The following is a 16,449-nucleotide window of genomic DNA, read 5'->3' as shown; positions in this document are numbered from 1 at the left end:
TCCGCCGCGCGTGCCGCTTCAGGGCAGGAGCGGCGCGCCCTTTTCCAGCACCAGCCGGGCGGCGGGGGTAAAGCGGCCATCGGCTTCATGCAGGACAAGGCCGGGCAGCAGTTCACTGCCCGCCCGTGCATTCGCGCAGCCCTGTAGCAGCACGATGCGCGCGGGTCGGTCGCGCGCGGGCCAGAAGGGGAAGATCCGGATCCGGCCAAGCGGAACGTCCTCCATGGCCTTGATCCCGGCGGCCAGCAGGCTGGCGGGCAGCGCCAGTGTCAGCGTGCCGTGGTGGCGGAGCTGGGCGGCAAGGGCGTGGATCCATTGCGCCAGCGCGCCTGGCGGCAGGCGTCGGGCCAGATCACGGCGTGCGTGGGTGGAGGCCGAGGACTCATGCCCATGCCATGGCGGGTTGGCGAAGGCATGATCGACCCGGCGTATGCCCGGGCCGGACAGCACCGGGTCATCGGGCAGGGTAGGGATGGCGCTGGTGCACGCGCGCAGGTTGTGCCGCCCGTTCAGCACGAAATTATGCTGCGCGAGCGCCGTGCTGGCGGGGTCATGCTCCACCCCGATTCCGGCAAGTCCCGGCACCCGATTCGCAAGGCACAGCAGCCCGGCCCCGGCGCCACATCCGCCTTCCACTACCGTCTGTCCGGACCGTGCGGGCACGAACGCAGCCATGAGAACAGGTTCCAGTCCGGTCCTGTTTCCGGTGCGAAACTGCCGGTACAGCACCTTTCCACCCAGCAGGGTGCCCGTCGTGACCGGGGGCAGGCCCGCGGGCACAGGCGGTAATGTCGTGTCTGCCCCGCGTCGTATCTCTGTGTGCTCTGGCTTGACCGTTATTCCAGCGCCGCCCATATACTCGTATCCATGTTCATATTTTCGGAACCGGGAGAGTAACCTTTTGGCCCTAGCAGTTAGTCTGCCGGAATCCGACGAAACGGCAAGTCAGAAAGACGAAGGGGCTCGCCGCCCGATGGCAGATGGATCAGAAGTCGCCCTGCGCGATCTGGCGGAATATCTTGCTGATGACATGGCCGCGTGTAACCGCGCCATTGTCGAGCGGATGGACAGCCCGGTCGCACTCATTCCACAGCTTGCGGCCCACCTGGTCGCGGCTGGCGGCAAACGGCTGCGCCCGCTGCTGACGCTGGCTTCCGCGCGGCTGTGCGGTTACCGCCCCGACGCCACGCACCAGCGCCATGTGGCGCTGGCCGCGTGCGTGGAGTTCATCCATACGGCCACGCTGCTGCATGATGACGTGGTGGACGAAAGTTCCCTGCGCCGGGGCATGGCCAGCGCGAACGCGGTGTTCGGGAACAAGGCGTCGGTGCTGGTGGGGGACTTCCTGTTCGCCCGGTCGTTCCAGCTCATGACCGATGACGGTTCGCTCAAGGTCATGAACATCCTGTCCTCCGCTTCCGCCACGATCGCGGAAGGGGAGGTGCTGCAGATGTCCACGCAGAATGACCTGTCCACCCGGATCGAGCAGTATCTCGAAGTCATTCATGGCAAGACCGCCGCCCTGTTCGCCGCCGCGTGCCGTGTGGGCGCCGTCGTGGCCGAGCGTGATGCCCGTGTGGAACACGCGCTCGAGACCTATGGCACCAATCTGGGCATGGCTTTCCAACTGGTGGATGACGCGCTGGATTACGCGGCGGATCAGGCCCGTCTGGGCAAGACGGTGGGCGATGACTTCCGCGAAGGCAAGATCACCCTGCCCGTACTGGCTGCCTATGCCGCCGGTTCGGACGAGGATCGTGCCTTCTGGCAGCGCGTGATCGAAAAAAGCGAACAGGAACCCGACGATCTCGACCATGCCCTGAGCCTGATCGAGAAAACCGACGCCATCCGTATCACCCTGGACCGGGCCATGGACTACGCGCAGGCCGCGTGTGAGGCCCTGTCCATCTTCCCGCCCAGCCGCCTGCGTCAGCTTTTGCAGGATACGGCCAGCTATACGGTCAACCGGCTGCGCTGAAGCCGCGTCCGCTTTTGCGGGTTATTCAACCGCGCCGGTCGTGACCGATGTGGGGCTGCTGGTCCTGTCCGGTTCAAACAGACATGGGGCGTTCTGGGTATATCCCAGCCTGTGCAGCCCGGGTTGCAGGGTGGCCGGATCATCCGGCAGGGCAGTAAAAAATACCCGTTCCGGCTGGTCCGGGCTGCCTGGGCCGTCCGGCCCGTTCAGTTCAGCCACAATGCGCGCGGTCTGTTTTGCAACGGCCGGGGCCGGGTCCAGCCAGGTTACGTCTGGCGGCCCGATTTCACGCATGGCGTTGAGCAGGAAGGTGTAGTGGGTGCAGCCAATGCCCACCACGTCGATTTCCCCACCCCGTGGCTGGCCAAACAGGCCGTCGAGTTCCGCCCTTAATTGTTTGTGGTCAGGCGGCACGCCACGGAAAGCGGCCTCCGCCATATCGGCCAGCCCGCGCGCGCCATAGGCCAGAAGCGTGCAGTCGGGCGCAAAACGCGCGCGCAGATCTTTCAGGTAGGGGCGGCGCACTGTCGCGCGGGTGGCCAGCAGGCCGATCGTGCCGGTGCGGGTATGGTCCGCTGCCCATTTTATGGGCGGCACGCAACCGACAAAAGGCACATCATAGGCCGCGCGCAGGCTGTCCAGCGCAAGGGTGCTGGCCGTATTGCAGCCAATGACCACCACGCTGGGCCGCAGGCGGTCAATGGCGCGGCCCAGCAGATGGACAATCCGCGCACGCAGCGGCGCATCGGGCTGCTCCCCATAGGGGAAGACGGCGGTGTCCGCCAGGTAGTCAACCGGCATGCCGGGCAGGAGCGTGCGAAGCTGTGCCACCACGCCCAGCCCGCCAATGCCGGAATCAAAAGTAAGGATACGCGGCATCAACCGGCAGGCTGATCAGGCGCCCGCGTCGCGCTTGGCCTTGAGCGCCAGCGCCTCTTCCGCGCTGCCGACACCGCCATGCTTCGCGGACCATGCGCAGGGATCTTCAAGGAAGCGACGGACTTCGGCGGCATCCTTTTCCGAGAAATAGGGCTTGCCCGCGCAGGCTTCCAGCACGTCCCACCATGTGCACAGGGCGTGCAGGCTTATGTTCATGTCCGCCAGCGTGCGGTACGCACCGGGGAACACGCCATAGAAGAAGACCACGAATGTATGGTCCACCAGCGCGCCGGCCGCGCGCAGGGCCTTGGCGAACTGCACCTTGGATGAACCATCCGTGGTCAGGTCTTCCACCAGAAGGGTGCGCATGCCTTCGGGCACGTCACCTTCGATCTGGGCATTACGGCCGAAACCCTTGGGCTTTTTGCGCACATAGGCCATGGGCGCCATCATGCGGTCGGCAATCCAGGCGGCGAAGGGAATCCCCGCCGTCTCCCCCCCCACCACGGCGTCGATGCTTTCGTAACCGACATGGCGACCGATCTTCTCAACCGCCAGTTCCATGATCTTCTGCCGCGCGCGCGGGAAGAAGATGATACGGCGGCAGTCGATGTAAACCGGGGATTTCCAGCCGGATGTCAGGGTATAGGGATCATCGGGGCGGAAGTTGACGGCCTTGATTTCCAGCAGCAGGCGCGCCGTCATCAATGCGGCATCGCGGTCCCACGCTGTTGAACCCGTTGAAAGTCCAGCCCCGTTTCCCGTGGCGTCGTGCATACCCTATCTCCGGCCAAATGATATTCAATATTACGAATGACAGGAGAGACGATTAACCGCAACGGAGGGGAAAATCCATCGGTCTGCGCGCCCCGCACCCAAAAACGCGAAAAAAAGCAGGCAGGGAAATATAACGTGACAGGGTTAATGCCGTGTAAGGTTACGTTTACCTTGCCCAAACGGGTTATTCGTTTTAACATCACAATATTGATAATCATTCTCACTGATGGATCATCGCATCGTGTCTGCTGAAAACAGTCGCATCGCTCGCAAATGTGAGCGCGCCGTAATCACAGCCTACCAGGAACTGCGTGGCGTCGGGAGCAGTGATGTGTCGGCATTTCACGCCTGCACGACCCTATACCGTATCCACCACCCCGAATCCTCGCTTAACGAGGCCCGGCGTCTGGTATCGGAATGGATCGATCATCATGTGATCCAGCGGCGCTCCGGCCCCACGAACGGGTGCGAGTGCGAGGAACAGCATTAAGGGGCATATAATTGTCGCCCCAATGGCTTCCATTTTTCATGTCACGGTAAATACACGGGCTTTCCCGTTCGCTTGCCTTCGTACTGACTGAAGGCTTTTACGGAAAAAAACCAGATACCCTGAAAGTAATGGAGCGGTGCGTAAGGCCCGCTCCACCAGCGGGGTCATATACCCGTGCAGGCGGGGGACTTATTCCCCGCCTGGCATCAGGTTACTCAGCCACGCTTGTCGAACGGGGTGAAGTTGCGTTCGGGTGAGCCGACATAAAGCTGGCGGGGACGGCCGATACGCTGGCCCGGTTCCTCGATCATTTCCTTCCACTGGCTGATCCAGCCCGTGGTGCGGGCCACGGCGAACAGCACGGTGAACATGCTGGTGGGAATGCCCATGGCCTTGAGGATGATGCCGGAATAGAAATCGACATTCGGGTAGAGGCTGCGCTTGACGAAATATTCGTCATTAATGGCGATCTTTTCCAGCTCGATCGCCAGATCCAGCAGCGGGTCATCCTTGATGCCCAGTTCGCCCAGTACCTCATGGCAGGTAGCCTGCATGATCTTCGCGCGCGGGTCGAAGTTCTTGTACACGCGGTGACCAAAGCCCATCAGGCGCACGCCGCTGGTCTTGTCCTTCACCTTGGCGATGAACTCGGGGATGTTGTCCTTGTGGCCGATTTCGGCCAGCATCTTCAGCACCGCTTCGTTGGCCCCGCCATGCGCGGGCCCCCACAGCGCGGCGATACCGGCGGAGATGCATGCAAACGGATTGGCCCCGGTGGACCCGGCAAGGCGCACGGTGGAGGTGGAGGCATTCTGCTCATGATCCGCATGCAGGATCAGGATGCGGTCCATCGCACGGGCCAGAACCGGGTTGATCTTGTACGGCTCGCTGGGTACCGCGAACATCATGGACAGGAAGTTTTCCGCATAGGACAGGTCGTTACGCGGATAGATGAAGGGCTCGCCCTGCGTGTATTTGTAGGCCCATGCCGCGATGGTCGGGATCTTGGCGATGATGCGCATGGCCGACTGGTAGCGGCTTGTCGCGTTCGAGATGTCCAGCCCTTCGTGATAGAAGGAGGACAGCGCGCCGACCGTGCCGCACAGGATGGCCATGGGGTGCGCATCGCGGCGGAAACCGTTGAAGAAATTACGGATCTGCTCATGCAGCATGGTGTGGTGCTTGATGGAGTTTACAAACCCGTCATACTGCGCCTTGTCCGGCAGTTCACCGTTGAGCAGCAGATAGGCCACTTCCATGAAGGTGGCCTGTTCGGCCAATTGCGCGATGGGGTAGCCACGATGCAGCAGGACACCCTTTTCACCGTCAATGAAGGTGATCTTGCTGGAACATGACGCCGTTTCGCCATAACCGGGATCGTAGGTGAATACGCCAGCCTGCGCCGGCAGTTTGCGGATATCGATCACATCCGGCCCCATCGTGCCGGACAGCATGGGCAATGAAATGTCCTTGCCGTCCAGCGAGACTGTGGCGGTTTTTCCGGACTCGCTCATCTACAACACTCCTCCTGGGTGCCATCCCCGCCGCGCGTCGGGGCGGGGTGGCACATGTCTCCAACCTCCGGGCACTCTGTCGTTCAACCGACAGTTTGTAAGTCTGCCCAAAATTTATATACCCGGTTCCGCCTGCGCGGCTGTCCCCCGGGTCTCGCGTGTGACGATAGGAACGAAGCCCCCTCGTGGCAATCCATCCACCCGCATCGCGGCAATGACATTATTGGCAAGACAGGTCCAGCAGGCGGATTTCACCATCCGTCGCCACGTTCCACGGCTGCTCCGTCGTGAAACAGGCGATCGAGGCCGGGGCAAACCCCCGGATCAGGCCGGATTCCAGCGCGGGCGGGCAGGCGCGCGCCCCCCAGTGGGCCACCAGCGCCTGCAGGCCGGGGTTATGGGCCAGTATCATGATGTTGTGGATTTTATCCGGCACCGCATGGAGTTCGTTGCGGATGGTCTCCGCCGTGGCGTCGTACAGGGCGTTCACATATCGGATATCAGGCGTGTGATCGCCATAAAATGATCCGATGGCCGCCAGCGTCTGGCGCGTGCGCACGGCGGGGCTGACCAGGACCAGTTCCGGCGCGAAGCATCGCGCGCGCAGCCATGCGCCCTGCCGTACCGCCAGTTCGCGCCCGTGCGCGGTAAGGGGGCGCGCAAGGTCGGCCTGCGCCCCCATTTCCCCAAACGGGGCGGGGGCCGCCTGCGCGTGGCGCATCAGTACGAGCCGCCGGGGCGGATAGGAGCCTGCGGGTATGGCGGACATGGGCAGGCTCAGCGCCCTTCGCGTGCGAAGGCTTCATGATGGCGGATGACCTCGCGAATGATGAAGGCGAGGAACTTTTCCGCGAAATCCGGGTCAAGCTGCGCGGCCCCGGCCAGTTGCCGCAGGCGCGTGACCTGCCGGGCCTCGCGCGCCGGGTCGGCGGGCGGCATGTCATGGGCGGCCTTGAGCTTTCCCACCGCCTGGGTGTGGCGGAAGCGTTCAGCCAGCATATAGATCAGGGCCGCGTCGATATTGTCGATACTGCGGCGCAGTTCCTCCAGTTTCTGCTGCGCTGCGTCACACGGGGCCGGGGTGGTGTTCATCTGGGTCGGTTCTCCTGAAAGGGCGGGTAAGGGAAGGCGGGCTTTATATGACGGGCGGCAGGTCGATCCATGCCAGATGGCCGCCCTTGCCCGCGCCGGTATCGGTAAAAATGGCCTTGCCGCCCATCCGGCCGGGCCTGACCCATGGCCGCCCATCGGTCGAGCGGCGGTCATGCCCGCAATAGACCGTGTATCCCATCGGAATGTGATCGACCCAGTTCAGCCGCCGTTCGGGGTAGCCATCCTTTTGCATGTGGCCCGTCGTTTCCCCGAACAGGGCGCGCGACAGCAGGGGGGTTACGGTGCCCAGCCCCGGCGGCGGCAGTTCACCCAGCATGCGCACATGAAAGCCCCCGTGGACGAATATGGACTGCCCCAGCACGATCCATGCGGGCGCGTGCGCCAGGTCGGCCAGCGCGCGCTGGCGCACGTCGCTGTTCTCCTCGGCCATGAACTGGTCCAGCGTTTCCATAAGCGGGGGGTCGCGGCGCATCTTGCGGCCCTGCAGGGCGCGGGCCAGCTTGCGGTCGTGATTGCCCAGCAGGAACAGGCCGCGCCCTTCGTCGATCAGTTGCTGCATGAGGCGGAAGGCCCCGGCGCTGTCCGGCCCGTAATCCACCAGGTCACCAAGCTGTATGACAAAGCGGTCGGTCGCGGCGGCGTGCCGGAAGGCGCGCAGATCCCCATGCACATCGCCCACCACCCGCAATGGCCTGCCCGCCAGAAGGTCCATGAGGGGATGGCGCGGAGGTGGCGGCGGCACGGGGCCGGGCGTGACGGCGGGTTCCCTTTCCGCAGGCGGCGGGAGGTTGTCGTCCCGCGCCATGACAGGCCGGTGAGAGGGAAATCGACGTCTCAAACGAAAAAACCCTCCTGTCCTGATGGCGATGCCGCGTGTGGGTGCCCCCTGCTGGGTCTGCTCTCCTATTATTCACAAGATTGGCCGCCATGCACTAGGGGACGGGCAATAATGTGTCGTCAGTGACACAAAACGGTTGCATCCGGGTAACGGCGCCGGGGGAGCAGGGAGCATATTGCCAAAAATACAGACCAAAAATACACCGTTCACATCTTCCGCCCCCCAGACGGGGCCAACGCGCAGGCGTGGACCGGAGTCCGGGCGGGGGGTGTCACACTTTTTTGTTGTGACGTGGCCCACAGGACGGAGAACAGATGTTTGCGTCATGCCGAAGTGAAACGCAGCGCCGGGGCATAAGGTGCAAAGGGAATACCCACACCGTATGTGGCGGCCGGGCTGGCCGGACAGGACCGGGGCATCAGGGGGCGACCATGTGGGCGCCCGCCCCGAACCGTGGCTGAGGCATAAGACATATCCGGCGCGGTCAGGCCGTCCGGACATAACGATAAGAGTTTGAGGGAAAGTTCATGATCGACCACACCCGAATCCGGAATGCGGCGCTCCGGGCCAAGATCACTACTGCCGAGCAGGCGGCCTCCCTTGTCCGCCCCGGCAGTACGGTCGGCACCAGCGGCTTCACGGGCGCCGGTTACCCCAAGGCCGTGCCGCAGGCGCTGGCGGCGCTGATGGAGCGCGAGCACGCCAAGGGTAACGACTACCGCATCCGGCTTCTGACGGGGGCCTCCACCGGGCCGGAGCTTGATGGCGCACTGGCCAAGGCCAACGGCGTCTCCTTCCGCATGCCCTATAATTCCGACCCCGGCCTGCGCGCGCGCATCAACGCGGGCGAGACCGAATATCTGGACATGCATCTCAGCCACGTCGCCCCCATGGCCTGGGCCGGCTTCTTTGGCGAGATGGACACCGCCATCATCGAGGCCACCGCCATCCGCGAGGACGGCAGCATCGTCCCGTCCTCCTCCGTGGGGAACAGCAAGACATGGCTGGACACCGCCAGGCAGGTCATCATCGAGGTCAATAGCTGGCAGGATCCGGCTCTCGAAGGCATGCACGACATCTGGTACGGCGCGGCCCTGCCGCCGCACCGCCAGCCCATTCCGCTGCTGCGGCCCGACGACCGGATCGGCGGCACGTCGCTGAAGGTCGATCCGGCCAAGATCGTGGCCATTGTCGAGACCAACGCCCCCGACCGCAACGCCCCGTTCTCGCCCCCGGACCAGACCGCGCGCGGCATTGCGGGCCATCTCATGGAGTTCTTCGAGCATGAAGTGAAGAAGGGCCGCCTGCCGCCTTCGCTCCTGCCGCTCCAGTCCGGCGTGGGCAACGTGGCCAACGCCGTGATGGGCGGGCTCGAGGAAGGTCCGTTCAATGACCTGACTGCCTATACCGAGGTCATTCAGGACGGCATGCTGGGCATGCTGGAAACGGGCAAGATGCGTGTGGCCTCGGCCACGGCGTTCTCCCTCAGCCCCGAGGCGGCGGAGTCGCTCAATTCCCGCATGCGGGAGTTCCAGAAGAAGATCATCCTGCGCCCGCAGGACATCAGCAACCACCCCGGCCTGATCCGTCGTCTGGGCTGTATCGCCATGAACGGCCTGATCGAATCGGATATTTACGGCAATGTGAACTCGACCCAGATCATGGGCTCCAAAATCCAGAACGGGATCGGCGGTTCGGGTGATTTCGCCCGCAATGCCTATATTTCCGTGTTCATGACGCCCTCCACGGCCAAGGGCGGCAAGATTTCCGCCATCGTGCCCATGGCGTCGCATGTCGATCACATCACGCAGGATTCGCAGGTGCTCGTGACCGAGCAGGGCCTGGCCGACCTGCGTGGCCTGTCCCCCAAGCAGCGCGCCGAAGTCATCATCGCCAACTGTGCGCATCCGGACTACCGCCCGATGCTGCAGGATTATTTCAAGCGCGCCCGCGCGGGTTCGTTCGGCCAGCAGTCTCCGCACCTGCTGACCGAGGCCCTGTCCTGGCACCAGCGCTTCATCGAAACCGGCAGCATGCTGCCCTGATACCACGTTGCCCGTGCGTGCTTCGGCCCGCACGGGCATGGCGGTTCACGGCGTGGCGGGGCGGTCGTGGTCCACCATTTCTGTGGCGCGTTCCAGATCGACGGAGAGTACGCGGCTTACCCCGCGTTCCTGCATGGTCACGCCATACAGCCGGTCCATATGCGCCATGGTCAACTGGTGGTGGGTGACGACCAGAAAGCGCGTTCCCGCCTCGGCCACCATGTCGGCCAGCAGGGAACAGAACCGCCCTACATTGGCGTCATCCAGCGGGGCGTCCACCTCATCGAGTACGCATACGGGCGCGGGATTGCAGCGGAACACCGCGAAAATGAGCGAAAGCGCCGTCAGCGCCTGTTCCCCGCCGGACAGCAGCGACAGCGTGGCCAGCTTCTTGCCCGGTGGCTGCGCATAGATTTCAAGCCCCGCCTGTAGCGGGTCATCATTGCCGATCATGCCCAGATGCGCACGGCCGCCATTGAACATGCGGGCGAACAGCGACTGGAAATGCTGGTCGATCTGGGAAAACGTGGCCGTGAGCCGCTCGCGCCCTTCGCGGTTGAGCTGCCCGATCATGCCACGCAGGCGGGCGATGGCGGATTGCAGTTCATCGCGCTCATGCAAAATGGTGTCGATCCGGCCCGCCGCGTCCTGCGCCTCGATCTCGGCCCGCAGGTTGACCGGGCCAAGTTCGTCGCGCTGGCGGGTCAGGCGCGAGACCTTGCGGCGCAGGCTGGTCTCGGCGGCGACGCTCAGGTCGGACGCCACAATGCCCGCGGGCGGGGTGGATTCCGCCTGTAGCTGCGCCAGAAGCTGCTGCGCCTGTTCGCGCCTGCCTTCGGCCCGGACCAGTGCCTCCCGCGCCGCGATCAGGGTCTCTTCCGCCATCTGGCGGCCCTGTTGCAGTTCGCCCAGCCGTGTTTCCGCCTGTTGCAGCGCCTGCGCGGCCAGATCGTGATCCGCCGCGTGGCGTTCGAGTTCCGTGGTGATGGCGTCGCGCCGGGCGCGTACGGCCACGGGCTGCGGCGCGAGCCGCTCATGCTCCGTCCGCGCGCCGTGCAGGCGGGCCTGCGCGGCCTCGGCTTCCAGTGTCGCGGCTTCCACGCGGGCGGCCCATTGCGCCCGGTCCTGCGTGGCGGTGGTCTGGCGCTGGCGCAGGCCAGCGTCTTCCGCCTGCAGGCGGGCGAGTTTGTCCCGCGCTTCCTGTTCCTGTTCGCGCAGCGTCCCGGCCTGTTCACGCAGGGCAGCCAGCGCCTGTTCCAGTTCCGCGCCGTCGGGCAGGGCCTCAAGGCGCGCCTGCGCGGCCCGTACCGCTTCGCGCGCCTGCTCCACGGCGTGGGACAGGTCGGCCATCCGTGCGCGCCGGGCGTCGAGCCGCGCGGCCGTATCACGTGATTTCCGTTCCAGCGCCGCGCGGGCCGTGCGGGCCTGATCCAGATCCGCCACGGCTTTTTCCGCGGCGGCGCGCGCGTGCTTCAGGGCCTGTTCGGCCGCGCTGGCTTCCCCGTCGGCCTGACGGGCCGCGGCTTCGGCAATATCGGGTGGGGGTAGCGTGGCCAGGTGGTCGCGCCGTGTGTCCAGTTCCGCGCGCAGGGTGTCGCGGTCGTTTTCCAGCCGGGCCAGTTCGGGCTGCATGGATTGCAGGCGGGTTTCCGCCTCGCCATGGCTGGACAGGGTGGCCTGCATGGCCTGACGGGCCTGCTCCGTGGCGGTTTCGGCCTGCTGGCGGCTGGCGCGCAGGTGATTTTCGCGTTTCTGTTCCTGTGCCGCCGCCTGTACCGCGACCTGCTGGGCATGGGCCAGTTGCGCCAGATCCGGCAGGGCGGCTTCGTGCGCCGTTGCGCGGGTCAGGGCGGCTTCGGCTTCCGTCAGGGCGGCGCGGGCGGTGTCGTGCTGCACGGCAAGGGTGCTGACCTGCGCGGCAACGGTGGCGTGCTGGCGCGAAAGGGTGGCTTCCTCGCCCCGGCAGGTTTCAAGGGTATTTTCCGCCTGAACACGCGCGTCGCGACATTGTGCGAGCGCCCGCGCCGCCTGCTGGCGGGCATGGGCCGTGGCTTCGCTGTCGTGTTCCAGCGCGGGGATTCCGGCGCGCACCCGTTCCAGTTCCGCCCACAATTCGCGCAGGCGGCCCAGTTGCTTCAGGCGCAGGGCGGCGCGTCCGGGCAGGTTGGGGGCCTGCGTATAACCGTCCCACCGCCAGAGCGCGCCATCGCGCGTGACCAGACACTGCCCCGGCGCAAGGGCGGGCTGAAGGGACGCGCCCTCCATTCCCTCTTCCAGCAGGCCCGCCACGCCAAGCGCGCGGGACAGGGCCGGGGGGGCATCCAGCAGGGCGGCAAGCGGGGTGATCGCGCCGGCGGGGAAGGGCGGCAGGCTTCCGGGCGGCAGGTCGTGCCATGCGCGTGGGGCCGCGCCACCAACCGTGGCGTCCAGCCCGTCCGCCAGCACCACGGCCAGAGCGGTTTCCAGCCCGACGGGCACATGCAGGCTTTCGGCCAGCGTCAGGCCGGGGGCGGGGGCCTGCTCCGTATCGCTTTGCAGCGCGCGGGCCAGCCCATCGGCTTCCGCTTCCAGGCCGGACAGGCTGGCGCGTGCCTGCGCCAGCCGCGCCGAACCGGCCTCTTCCGCGCCCGTGGCGGTTACAAGGGCTGCTTCCGCCGCCGTCATGGCCGCCCGCGCGGTTTCAAGCGCGCGTTCGGCATCCTTGCGCCGGGTCATGGCCTGTTGCACGACGGCATCGGGCACGGCCTGCGCGCGCAACTGCGCCAGGCTGGTGGCCAGGGTGTCCGCCGCCTGGCTGGCGCGGGTGTGCGCGGCCCGTGCGCCGCGCAGGGCTTCCTCGGCCGCCTGTCGGGTGGAACGGGCTTCCTTCAGGCGGGCATTGGCCTGTATCTCGGCCTGCGTGGTCTGGGCACGGGCCTTTTCCGCCGTGGCCAGTTCGGCGCGGATATGGGTCAGGCGGTCCCCGGTTTCCGCCACCACCGCGCCCAGGCGCTGGCGCTCGGCTTCGGGCACCAGACTGGCGCGCGCTTTTTCCACATGGCCCCGCAGGGTGGCCACGTCACGCTCCAGCGCCTCCAGCCGGTGCTGTGTCGCGGCGATGTCCTGCGTGGCCTGCTGGTACAGGCGCTGGCTTTCCACGGCGGCGTTGCGGGCCAGCCCGGCGTGAAGGACGGCCTCCGAATGGGTGCGGGTCGCTTCCTCGCGCAGGGCGCGGGTTTCGCTGGCCTGCTGTTCGCCCAGGCGGATACGTTCGTCATGCTCGGCAATCGTGGCTTCGCCGGGCATGTCGGCCTCAAGCGCCGCGATTTCTTCCGCCAGCGCATCATGCTGGGTGGCAAGGCGCCCATGCGCGGCGGTGGCGGTCTCCAGCACGTCGCGGGCCTGCGCGGTCTGGAGCTGGGCTTCGCGCAGGGTGGTGGTGGCCTGCTCCACCCGGGCGGACAGGTCCGCACCCGCCTGCGCCAGCGCCGCGTATCGGGCCTGTTCGGCTTCGCGGAGGGCGGGCAGGGCGGCCAGACGTTCCTCCACGGTGGCCTGTTCGGCATCGAGACCCGCGAGCATCGCCTGCGCGTCGTCCCGGCGGGTCAGGGCGGCGGCCTGCGCGCCCTCGCATTCCGCAAGGCGGGTGCTGGCCTGCGCCAGCGCGGATTCGGCGTGGGCCAGTTCATCGGCAATGGTTTCCGCACGGACCTTGAAGCGCTCCAGCGCGGTGCGCCGCCCGTCCAGTTGCGCGCGGAGCTGGGGCAGGGTCTGGTTGACCTCATAATCCGCAATGACGGCGCTTTCCGCCATCTCCTCGGCAGTGCTGAGGTCGGTGCGGGCCGTGTGCAGGGCGGTTTCGCTTTCCGCCACCCCGTTATGCGCGCGGGCGTGCAGCAGCGCGAGCAGGGCGGTTTCCGCCTCCCGCAGCCCCTGGGAGAGTTCGCGGTACTGGCCCGCCTGTTCCGCCTGTTCGTGCAGGTCGCCCAGCCGGGCCTCAAGCTGGAGGCGCAGGTCTTCCGCCCGGGCCAGATTGGCCTCGGTCGCGCGCAGTTTCAGCTCGGCTTCATGCCTGCGGCCATGCAGGCCGGTAATGCCGGCGGCTTCTTCCAGAATGGTGCGGCGTTCCTCCGGCCGCGCATTGACCAGCGCGGAGACACGCCCCTGGCTGACCATGGCCGATGACCGCGCGCCTGATGCCAGATCGGCAAACAGGGTCTGCACGTCGCGCCCGCGCATGGTGCGGCTGTTGATGCGGTAGTTGCTGCCGCCACCGCGTTCGGCCCGGCGGCAGACCTGCAGTTCGTCCTGCCCCTGAAAGGGCGGGGGCGCGACCGTGGCCGCGCCCTCCAGCGTCAGGGTGACTTCGGCCATGTTGCGCGCCGCACGCGCCGTGGTGCCCGCGAAGATCAGGTCATCCATCTCGCCCCCGCGCAGGGAGCGGGCATTGGTTTCCCCCATGACCCAGCGCAGGGCTTCGACCACATTGGACTTGCCGCAGCCATTCGGCCCGACAATGCCGGTCAGGCCGGGCAGGATGTCCACGGCGACCGGGTCGGCAAAACTCTTGAACCCGGCAATGCGCAGCCGGACGAAACGGGCGGTCATGACATTATGGTCGTGATCAGTGGGGAGGGGATCAACGGGCCGCCGCCTCGACCTTTTTGGCAAACTCCTCGTAGCTCAGTTCCTGCGAGACCTGCTCCCTGTCATTGAAGCGGAAGGTGGGGGTGCCGTCGATCTTGTACTGCATCTGGGCCCGGTCCTCCTGCTCCATGATGGCGTGGCGCAGGGTCTCGTCATGGATGGTCTGCTGGAACTGGTCGGGCGACATGCCGGCAAGGGCCGCCATTTTCCCGATTTCCGCGATATGGTCCACGCCCTGCTCGAATGCCCAGCGGTCCTGGCTGGACAGCAGGGCGAGCACGAAGGCCTCGTAGCGTTCGGGCGGCAGGCTGCGGGCCACCATGGCGGCGGTGAGCGCGTCCTGATCCAGCGGGAAATCACGGAAAATATAGTACACCTTGCCGGTGTCGATCAGTTTGCTGCGGATTTCGGGAAAGACCTCGGCGGCGAAGCGCGCGCAATGCGTGCAGGTGAGGGAGAACCATTCCTCGACATGGACCTTGGCCGAAGGGTTGCCCGCCGCCCGGATCGACATGCGCGGATCGGCCGCCTGCGCCATGGCCCGGCTGGACAGCAGGCCGCCGCCAGTCAGCAGCGCGGGGGCAAGGGCAAGCAGGGTGCGGCGTTTGATGGGCATGACGGGTAACTCTCCGGTATGATCAGGGTGGGGCATATCCCCGGCGGCGCGAGTGTAAAGAGGCGGGCGGCCTGCGTAAATCCACCCGTCCACCGGGATGCGCGCCCTGTCAGGCGCGCCCCCGGTGGGGTGGGGGTGTTACGGGCTTTCCTTGGGCGGCAGGCGCACGCGCACATGGCGGATGTGGCGGGCATCCGAATCCAGGATGCGGAAAACCATGCCGCTTTCGTGGGTTACGATCTCGCCCCGCGTGGGTACGTGCCCGGCAAGACGGAACACAAGGCCGCCCACGGTCTCGATTTCGGCCTCACGTTCATCACGGGTCAGGATCGGGCCGACCTTTTCCTCGAACGTGGCGACGGGGGTGCGGGCATCGACATCCAGCGTGCCGTCGGGCCGTTCGCGGATCATGTTGACGGTGGGCTCGTCATGCTCGTCCGAGATGTCGCCCACGATCGTCTCGATCAGGTCCTCGATGGTGACGAGACCGTCAATCCCGCCATATTCATCGATCACCAGCGCCAGATGCACATGGCGCTGGCGCATCTGCAACAGCAGGTCGAGCACCGGCAACTGCGGCGCCACCATCAGCGGCTGGCGCAGCAGCGGTTCCATGCGGAAGGCCTCGCTCGTGCCGACATAGGCGATCAGATCCTTGACATGGATCATGCCCACGATGTCATCGAGCTGCTCCCGATAGACCGGCATGCGGGAATGGTTTTCCCGCCGCATCATGGCCAGCGCCTCATCAAGGCTGATACTGACCGGCATCGCCACGATGTCGGCGCGCGGGATCATCACATCATCGGCGGTGATGCCGCGCAGGCGCAGCACGTTGGCCAGCAGGGCGCGCTCCTGCCGGTCGAGTTCGGATGAGCGGGGGTCGCCTTCCTCCGCCGCCTCATCGGCTTCCTTGACCAGCGCGGCAATGGAATGGCGCAGTCCCTGTTCGCCACGCCTGCGGCTGAACAGTGACAGCAATCCCTTGCCGCGCGATCCGGACGGAGGTTCCGCGCCGTCCGCCGCATCCGTGCCGGGGCGACTCATGGCCGTCTCTCCCGCATGCCCGCCATCCGGCCCTGCTTCCATGGATTGGCGACGCCAAGGCCGGACAGCAGGCGGGCTTCGTGCATTTCCATCTCCCGCGCCTCGCCGGGGTGGTGGTGGTCGTACCCGGCCAGGTGCAGGACACCGTGAATGACCAGGTGCGCCAGATGGGCGGCCATGTCGCGCCGGGCCGCACGGGCCTCGCGCCGGACCGTCTCGAACGCGATGATGATGTCACCGCCCCACACGCCGCCACGCGCCTGCATGGGCGCGTATTCGAATGTCAGGACATTGGTGGCCCTGTTGCGCCCGCGATGGCGCCAGTTCATCTGTCGCACCGTGCGGTCATCCGCCAGTACGACCGTGACCGGGCCATGGCAGCCGGTGGCCGCCAGCGCGGTGTCCACCGCGCGCGTGACCAGACGGACGGGGTGGCGGACGGCGCGGTTCCAGCGCCTGTCCGCCACGGTTACATCGGGTTCGTCCATCCCGGCCGGAAGGGCGGGCGTGCTGGCCCGTCCCGCTG

14 protein-coding genes are annotated in these 16,449 nt (G+C 66.2%); 3 read left to right on the top strand and 11 right to left on the bottom strand.

The window, feature by feature from the left end; all coding sequences use genetic code 11:
- Positions 1 to 18: 18 nt before the first annotated feature.
- Entirely contained in the window at positions 19 to 855 is an 837-nt protein-coding gene (locus LDL28_RS03690) for a methyltransferase (protein WP_233057264.1), read from the bottom strand.
- 118 nt (positions 856 to 973) lie between these two features.
- Here LDL28_RS03690 and LDL28_RS03685 point away from each other — a divergent pair, with 118 nt between their 5' ends.
- Positions 974 to 1,978, top strand: a complete 1,005-nt coding sequence (locus LDL28_RS03685) for a polyprenyl synthetase family protein (RefSeq protein WP_233057263.1) — start codon at positions 974 to 976, stop codon at positions 1,976 to 1,978.
- A gap of 21 nt (positions 1,979 to 1,999) precedes the next feature.
- Here the strand turns inward: LDL28_RS03685 and LDL28_RS03680 are convergent, their stop codons facing one another.
- Positions 2,000 to 2,857, bottom strand: a complete 858-nt coding sequence (locus tag LDL28_RS03680; RefSeq protein WP_233057262.1) for a glutamate racemase — start codon at positions 2,855 to 2,857, stop codon at positions 2,000 to 2,002.
- Between the two features lie 15 nt (positions 2,858 to 2,872).
- On the bottom strand, positions 2,873 to 3,634 hold the full coding sequence (locus LDL28_RS03675) for an orotate phosphoribosyltransferase (protein WP_116702581.1): 762 nt from the start codon (positions 3,632 to 3,634) through the stop codon (positions 2,873 to 2,875).
- A gap of 226 nt (positions 3,635 to 3,860) precedes the next feature.
- On the opposite strand from LDL28_RS03675, the gene LDL28_RS03670 reads away from it, so the two are divergent.
- Positions 3,861 to 4,124, top strand: coding sequence for a hypothetical protein (locus LDL28_RS03670; RefSeq protein ID WP_034959128.1), 264 nt, complete (start codon positions 3,861 to 3,863; stop codon positions 4,122 to 4,124).
- A gap of 215 nt (positions 4,125 to 4,339) precedes the next feature.
- Here the strand turns inward: LDL28_RS03670 and gltA are convergent, their stop codons facing one another.
- The 4 genes from gltA to LDL28_RS03650 form a co-directional block, all read right to left on the bottom strand.
- Positions 4,340 to 5,638: a citrate synthase gene (gene gltA / locus LDL28_RS03665; protein WP_233057261.1), complete on the bottom strand. Its 1,299-nt coding sequence runs from the start codon at positions 5,636 to 5,638 to the stop codon at positions 4,340 to 4,342.
- Positions 5,639 to 5,858: 220 nt separating this feature from the next.
- Positions 5,859 to 6,407: a histidine phosphatase family protein gene (locus tag LDL28_RS03660; RefSeq protein WP_233057260.1), complete on the bottom strand. Its 549-nt coding sequence runs from the start codon at positions 6,405 to 6,407 to the stop codon at positions 5,859 to 5,861.
- Positions 6,408 to 6,415: 8 nt separating this feature from the next.
- Complete coding sequence (locus tag LDL28_RS03655; protein WP_233057259.1) at positions 6,416 to 6,730, bottom strand: chorismate mutase; 315 nt, start codon at positions 6,728 to 6,730, stop codon at positions 6,416 to 6,418.
- 43 nt (positions 6,731 to 6,773) lie between these two features.
- Complete coding sequence (locus LDL28_RS03650; protein WP_233059176.1) at positions 6,774 to 7,463, bottom strand: metallophosphoesterase; 690 nt, start codon at positions 7,461 to 7,463, stop codon at positions 6,774 to 6,776.
- Positions 7,464 to 8,116: 653 nt separating this feature from the next.
- Here LDL28_RS03650 and LDL28_RS03645 point away from each other — a divergent pair.
- Entirely contained in the window at positions 8,117 to 9,634 is a 1,518-nt protein-coding gene (locus LDL28_RS03645; protein WP_233057258.1) for an acetyl-CoA hydrolase/transferase family protein, read from the top strand.
- Between the two features lie 45 nt (positions 9,635 to 9,679).
- On the opposite strand, the gene LDL28_RS03640 is transcribed toward LDL28_RS03645, so the two are convergent.
- The 4 genes from LDL28_RS03640 to ybeY form a co-directional block, all read right to left on the bottom strand.
- Positions 9,680 to 14,221 carry an AAA family ATPase gene (locus tag LDL28_RS03640; RefSeq protein WP_233057257.1) on the bottom strand — a complete coding sequence of 1,514 codons (4,542 nt, stop codon included), beginning with the start codon at positions 14,219 to 14,221 and terminating at the stop codon, positions 9,680 to 9,682.
- A 31-nt stretch (positions 14,222 to 14,252) separates the two neighbouring features.
- Complete coding sequence (locus tag LDL28_RS03635) at positions 14,253 to 14,876, bottom strand: thioredoxin domain-containing protein (RefSeq protein WP_233057256.1); 624 nt, start codon at positions 14,874 to 14,876, stop codon at positions 14,253 to 14,255.
- A 138-nt stretch (positions 14,877 to 15,014) separates the two neighbouring features.
- Positions 15,015 to 15,923: a hemolysin family protein gene (locus LDL28_RS03630; protein WP_233057255.1), complete on the bottom strand. Its 909-nt coding sequence runs from the start codon at positions 15,921 to 15,923 to the stop codon at positions 15,015 to 15,017.
- The gene (gene ybeY / locus LDL28_RS03625; protein ID WP_233059175.1) at positions 15,920 to 16,411 is read right to left on the bottom strand and encodes an rRNA maturation RNase YbeY; all 492 of its coding nucleotides are present in this window, start codon (positions 16,409 to 16,411) and stop codon (positions 15,920 to 15,922) included. The genes LDL28_RS03630 and ybeY overlap by 4 nt, the downstream gene beginning before the upstream one ends.
- Between the last annotated feature and the right edge of the window lie 38 nt (positions 16,412 to 16,449).

The sequence above is a fragment of the Komagataeibacter sp. FNDCR2 genome (assembly GCF_021295395.1).
Lineage (GTDB): Bacteria > Pseudomonadota > Alphaproteobacteria > Acetobacterales > Acetobacteraceae > Komagataeibacter.
The sequence above is the reverse complement of the archived record's forward strand: the minus strand, read 5'-3'. Positions and strand labels throughout refer to the sequence as shown.

Bases quoted from the DNA above. Each gene is read 5' to 3' on its own strand.
- ybeY (WP_233059175.1), bottom strand. From the start codon at position 16,411: ATGGACGAACCCGATGTAACCGTGGCGGACAGGCGCTGGAACCGCGCC.
- LDL28_RS03635 (WP_233057256.1), bottom strand. From the start codon at position 14,876: ATGCCCATCAAACGCCGCACCCTGCTTGCCCTTGCCCCCGCGCTGCTG.
- LDL28_RS03685 (WP_233057263.1), top strand. From the start codon at position 974: ATGGCAGATGGATCAGAAGTCGCCCTGCGCGATCTGGCGGAATATCTT.
- LDL28_RS03660 (WP_233057260.1), bottom strand. From the start codon at position 6,407: ATGTCCGCCATACCCGCAGGCTCCTATCCGCCCCGGCGGCTCGTACTG.
- gltA (WP_233057261.1), bottom strand. From the start codon at position 5,638: ATGAGCGAGTCCGGAAAAACCGCCACAGTCTCGCTGGACGGCAAGGAC.
- LDL28_RS03655 (WP_233057259.1), bottom strand. From the start codon at position 6,730: ATGAACACCACCCCGGCCCCGTGTGACGCAGCGCAGCAGAAACTGGAG.
- LDL28_RS03645 (WP_233057258.1), top strand. From the start codon at position 8,117: ATGATCGACCACACCCGAATCCGGAATGCGGCGCTCCGGGCCAAGATC.
- LDL28_RS03630 (WP_233057255.1), bottom strand. From the start codon at position 15,923: ATGAGTCGCCCCGGCACGGATGCGGCGGACGGCGCGGAACCTCCGTCC.
- LDL28_RS03670 (WP_034959128.1), top strand. From the start codon at position 3,861: ATGGATCATCGCATCGTGTCTGCTGAAAACAGTCGCATCGCTCGCAAA.
- LDL28_RS03675 (WP_116702581.1), bottom strand. From the start codon at position 3,634: ATGCACGACGCCACGGGAAACGGGGCTGGACTTTCAACGGGTTCAACA.
- LDL28_RS03650 (WP_233059176.1), bottom strand. From the start codon at position 7,463: ATGGACCTTCTGGCGGGCAGGCCATTGCGGGTGGTGGGCGATGTGCAT.
- LDL28_RS03690 (WP_233057264.1), bottom strand. From the start codon at position 855: ATGGGCGGCGCTGGAATAACGGTCAAGCCAGAGCACACAGAGATACGA.
- LDL28_RS03680 (WP_233057262.1), bottom strand. From the start codon at position 2,857: ATGCCGCGTATCCTTACTTTTGATTCCGGCATTGGCGGGCTGGGCGTG.
- LDL28_RS03640 (WP_233057257.1), bottom strand. From the start codon at position 14,221: ATGACCGCCCGTTTCGTCCGGCTGCGCATTGCCGGGTTCAAGAGTTTT.